This is a genomic window from Bacillota bacterium (genome assembly GCA_024655925.1).
GTDB lineage: Bacteria > Bacillota > DTU025 > DTU025 > JANLFS01 > JANLFS01.
In genome coordinates, this window is record JANLFS010000149.1 from 1 (window position 1) to 4,825 (window position 4,825).

4 protein-coding genes are annotated in these 4,825 nt (G+C 61.6%); all 4 read right to left on the reverse strand.

Annotated features, from left to right (window positions below; genetic code table 11):
* A partial coding sequence (locus NUW23_15020; protein ID MCR4427470.1) for a glycosyl transferase occupies positions 1 to 555 on the reverse strand: 555 nt, incomplete at its 3' end.
* Between the two features lie 2 nt (positions 556 to 557).
* The gene (locus NUW23_15025; GenBank protein ID MCR4427471.1) at positions 558 to 1,886 is read right to left on the reverse strand and encodes a glycosyltransferase; all 1,329 of its coding nucleotides are present in this window, start codon (positions 1,884 to 1,886) and stop codon (positions 558 to 560) included.
* Positions 1,883 to 3,652, reverse strand: coding sequence for a glycosyltransferase (locus NUW23_15030; GenBank protein ID MCR4427472.1), 1,770 nt, complete (start codon positions 3,650 to 3,652; stop codon positions 1,883 to 1,885). The genes NUW23_15025 and NUW23_15030 overlap by 4 nt, the downstream gene beginning before the upstream one ends.
* 2 nt (positions 3,653 to 3,654) lie before the next feature.
* A partial coding sequence (locus tag NUW23_15035) for a tetratricopeptide repeat protein (GenBank protein ID MCR4427473.1) occupies positions 3,655 to 4,825 on the reverse strand: 1,171 nt, incomplete at its 5' end.

Here is a 4,825-nt window from a genome sequence, read left to right on the forward strand (position 1 = left end):
CCTTTGTGCAACCTCCTGCTGTCCGAGAGACTCTCCACGGCCCGCGCGGTACAGGGTGTACTGATCCCTGATCCAGACTTGGGGCAGGGGAGGGAAATTCGGCTCCCACTTGGTCCAGTAGACCTCAGACACAACCTCCAAACCAAGTGACACGAGGTGCACGAGAGTCCTCGGGTGCAACACGAGGTCTGAGTCGACCAGGAATATGAAATCCACCCTGCCGTCGCGGGCCATGTCAAGGAGCCGATCCTTGTGTGAGGCCACCCTCCACACAAGGTCCTCCTGCCAGTGGTGAGTGATCTCATCGCACACATAGTGTGCAGCAGGGCAGTCACACTGGATCATTCGTGCAGAGCGGCTACGGGCGAAACCTCTGAGCATGCCGCTGGACTCGTCGCAGTCCAAGTTGTCGTCGATGAAAACGTATTCCACGTCCAGCCCGGCCGTGTCCAATCCGGTGATGGACCGAAGGAACAGGTCTAGTACCTGTGGTTTCTGCCGGACTGCGCTTCCTATTAGCACTCTTGCCACGAGGTCCACCTCCCTGTGTCTCATTGTCATCCTTCCACCGGCGGGGTACGGGCAAACTCCAGCTCTCGAGTCTGGGCAGCGGCAAGAGCGCCCAGTGCTGCCCGGGCAACCCCGGCTACTTTCCGGTTCCAGGGATGCTCTGGGTACTCCACTCCCAAGGCTGCCGCTCTCGCGCACGCCACCATCTGTCTTGCACTGATGGACACGTAGTCGGCCACGGCGCGGGTACGGGACCCTGGAGGGTGCTGCCGGGCGTACAGATCTGCGGTTTTCCGGCACTCTCTGCATGTCGCCAAGAGGTCCCGGGGCGACACGGAGGCCGATTCTGCGGCGCAGACCACGGCACGCAGGGCCTCTGCGACCGCGTCAACCCACTGCCTGACCGCCCCCAGTTGGCGGGCGATGATCAACCTGGCCGCCGGTCCCGCAACCAGGCTGCACCCGTGCGTGAGCGCCTTCGTCACGTGCTGGATCGCTTCGGAGTGTCGACCAGAAAGCGAGCAGGCGATGCCCAGGATGAGAAGGAAGTCCGGATCGTCCGGCGCGATCTCGAGGGCTCTTGCGGCAACCGACGCAAGCTCATGTGACCGGGCCGATCTCAGGAGCCCTGTGCAAAGGAGCAGCAGAGCGTCTTTGAAATACCCCTCGGTCCCCCTCATGAGGGTTAAGGCCTTTCGAGCATCCGTCACCGCAGCGTCCACGTCGCCCATTTGGATATGCTCCACGCCGAGGCAGAAATGGAGAAACGGGTCGCGCTCATCACTTGCCAAGGCTCTTTCGATGATCCGGATGTTCCGCTCTCGCTTGGCCTTTGACTCCACCTCGTCTGCCAGATAACCGAAGTGCTTCACGGTCAGGTCGGACCGGGCAAGACATCCGGGTCCGGACTGGCGCCTGATGGAGTTGACCACCTGTTCATGGATTCGGCCCTCAAACCGGTACTGTGGCCTGTGACGGAAGAGTCTCACTGCCTCGTCGAAGAGAGTCTCGCACCCCGTCCCAACGTGGCTGTGTATGTTGACGAAGTAGCCTTCCACGTGTGATGCCGAGAGAAGGATCTCCAAGTAGTTGGGGTCTACGGGGTCGAGTACTTCGTCCGCATCCAATACGAGCACCCAGTCCCCATTGGCAGCGGCTAGCCCGGCATTTCGAGGCACCGAGAAATCGTCAGTCCACGGACACTCGAGCACCAGTGCCCCATATCCCGCCGCCACCTCGCGGGTGCGGTCCAGCGATCCGGTGTCCACCAGCACGATTTCCTCGACGATATGCCGGACGCTCGCTATGCACGCCCCGATCCTTCTCTCCTCATCCTTTGCGATCATACACAAGCTGACTTGGGGCGTCTGTTTCACGGCGCGAGCCTCCCAGAATCACCGAACCGGAGAGACACAAGGTTCTTCAGGCTCCTGGCCTTGCTCTCGAAGTACCGGACGGCTGCTCGCCACCCGGCCGGCCCGAACCCTTGAAGGTAGGCAAGACCTGACGCTGCCAGACGACGACACTCCTCTGTCCGGTCACCGTCCAAACCTCTCAGACAACACTCAACCAGACTCAACGTCGTCTGTAAGGCGGTTCTCTCGTGCGCTCTGGGTACCACGACGGACGCCCGTCCACCCTGCGTCATGGACAGGAGGTTGATGAGCGCGAGGGCAGGACCGCGCCCCCCGGGGTCCCGCCACAGGCCCAAGGCCTTGGTTTTCGCCTCACGGAGACGTCCACCAATGCTGAGTCCGGCTATCTCATCGACTCTCATGCTCACGTCCAAGGCACGTGAAGGCGCGCACTGACGGGCTCGGTCGAGGGCCACCAGAGCGGTTGGGATCCTGCCTCCGTAGACCCAGTACCTGATCCGAGCGCGCAGATGTTCCTGGGTCGGTGTGCGGTCGGACTCGCGGACCCCAGCCTCCACAAGGCACTCGCAGGCAAGGGCTGCGGAACCGGCCTCGAAGAATAGGGCAGCCAGCGTCTCGGCCTGGGCTGGACGCCGGAGGTATCCCGCAGCCTTTACCTCCGCAAATACTTGGGAAAGCCCGGACGATTGGACCCCAGCAAGGAAGAGGCTAGAAAGCGCAGGGATATCGTCTGGGTTCTCCCGCAGGGCCATCTGGAAATGGGACCAGGCCTCGGCTGTACGGCCGAGTTGAAGGAGGCAGTTGCCCAGATGCCGATGGGACAGGAAGCTCTCAGTGCCGTTGGTGTGGAAGAAGCCCAGGCCGGGGGTGCCTGAGGCGATCGCCTGAGAGAACCACCTGATCGCCACCTCATACTCCTTCAACTCTTCAAACACGTTGCCCCCGTCGTAGATCAGGTCTGTGTACCGAGGGTATGTCGAAGTCTCCTCCAGGCACACCAGTGCAGCGTCCTCAAGTCGGCCCAGGGCACACAAACAGGCCACCAGGTACCGGACAGCGGGGAGGCGAAACGTAAGGTGAGTGGGTTCGAGCGTCCGGCGGGCCAGCTCGAAGTGGGGCAGGGCCAAGCCTGGTTTGCCTAGGCCGAGCCACTCAATGCCAACATAGTAGTGGAGAAACGGGTTGCTTTGATCTTCCATTAGGGCCGAACGCAGAAGAGCAAGGTTTCGGGCACGCTTCTTCAACCGCACACTCCCGGTCTCCGGGTCGTGACGGATCACTGGAGTGGCAAGCACTCCAAGGTTGGCGGGGGACGCGACAGTGAGCTGCTCGTGGACCCGACCGCGGTACCGGTGTTCCGGGATGTTCCGGAACAGCCGGAGCACCAGCGAGCGGCTGTAGTCCGAGGGAGAGTGTCCAGTGTGGTTGTGAAGCGGCAGGAGGAAACCTTCCTTCGCGCCAGCGCCCGCCACCGTCTCTCGCAGGTGGGTGCGGTCGCCTTCGAGAGTCTCGTCCGCGTCCAGCACTAGCACCCATTCTGCCGACACGTGGTCTATGGCATAGTTTCGCGCCCGGGCGAAATCCGACTCCCAGGGGATCGAGTAAACACGGCTCGTGTACCGGCGAGATACATCCAATGTCTGGTCTCGAGATCCCGTATCCACCACGACGATCTCATCTACTGAGTCCTTTGCAGACTCCAGACACCTGGCCAAGAGGTGGCCCTCGTCTCTCACGATCAGCGCCAGTCCGATCTTGGGTGTCATTCTCACTGGTTCACCCCCTCGCGCTCCCACCCAGCGAGTTCAGATGCAAACCGCTCTCGCATAGCGTCATAACACCGGATTAGCTTCACGTGAAACCCTGGGTCGTCCGGTGCGAGTTCTATGGCCTTCTGGTAGTGCTCAAGGGCAAGCAGGTCCCTCCCAGTGGCCGCCTCCATGTCGGCGAGGGACGCCCAAGCACTTGCCGAGGTGGGCACCTGCTCCAGCCATGCCCGGCAATGGCGTTCGGCGTCCTCCACATGCCCATAAAGGCTGTAGACACCTGAGATTTGGAGGGCGTGCTCAGCCACGCATCTCGGGTCTAGGGCGTCGATCAGCAGGTCTACGAGGGGCTTTTTCCCGGCATGAAGGCCCCGGCCGGCGACCTCCAACACAACGGACATGCCTATGTCCGTCACAGGGACCCTACCGGGTTTACGTGCCTCAAGAGAAGCCCTAACTGCCCTCGCCACCGACAGGACGTCGTCCCGTACACCCATTGTGAGGAGATCCCGCGCTGCGGATCGAGTCTTCTTGAGGTTCTCCTGGAGCCAGAAGAAGACCATCTTGTTGAACATCGCCGCAGTGTAGTAGGGGGTGTCCGGACGGAAGCTATTGACGATCCTGAGCGCGTCGAGGTATCTTCCTGACTGGGCGAGACAGATCGCGCGGACCAGCCTCATGTCTTCAGGCACGTCGCCCAAGCTCTCAGCCTTGGCCACGTGAGCCTCGGCAAGGTCGTAGGCCGCGAGGTCGAACATGATGCCCGCGACCAGGAGGTGGGCCTCGGCTGTGCACAGTTCGCAGAGGATCTCCAAACCCGCTTCAGCCTGCTCTGGATCCTTCGAGGGTCTGAGCAGCCTGATGATCCCCTCCAGCGCCGGGACGAAGGACGCGTTGTCCCGGAGACTGGCTACATAGCAGTTCATGGCTTCGTCATCGTTCAGAAATGCCTCTGCCAGCCGCCCGAGTTGGTAATGAGTTCGGAAGCCCCGTACTCCGCTGAAAGACGCGTACCTTGCGGGCTGTTCGGGACTCTGAAGGCACTTTGTGAAGGAACTGTAGGCTCTGCGGAACTCGTGCCTTTCCAGGCAGATGACGCCAACGTGATAGTGGAGGTCCGCGTAGTCAGGAAACAGCCGGAGAGCGGCGTCTGCAGTGGAGAGCGCGTCTTCA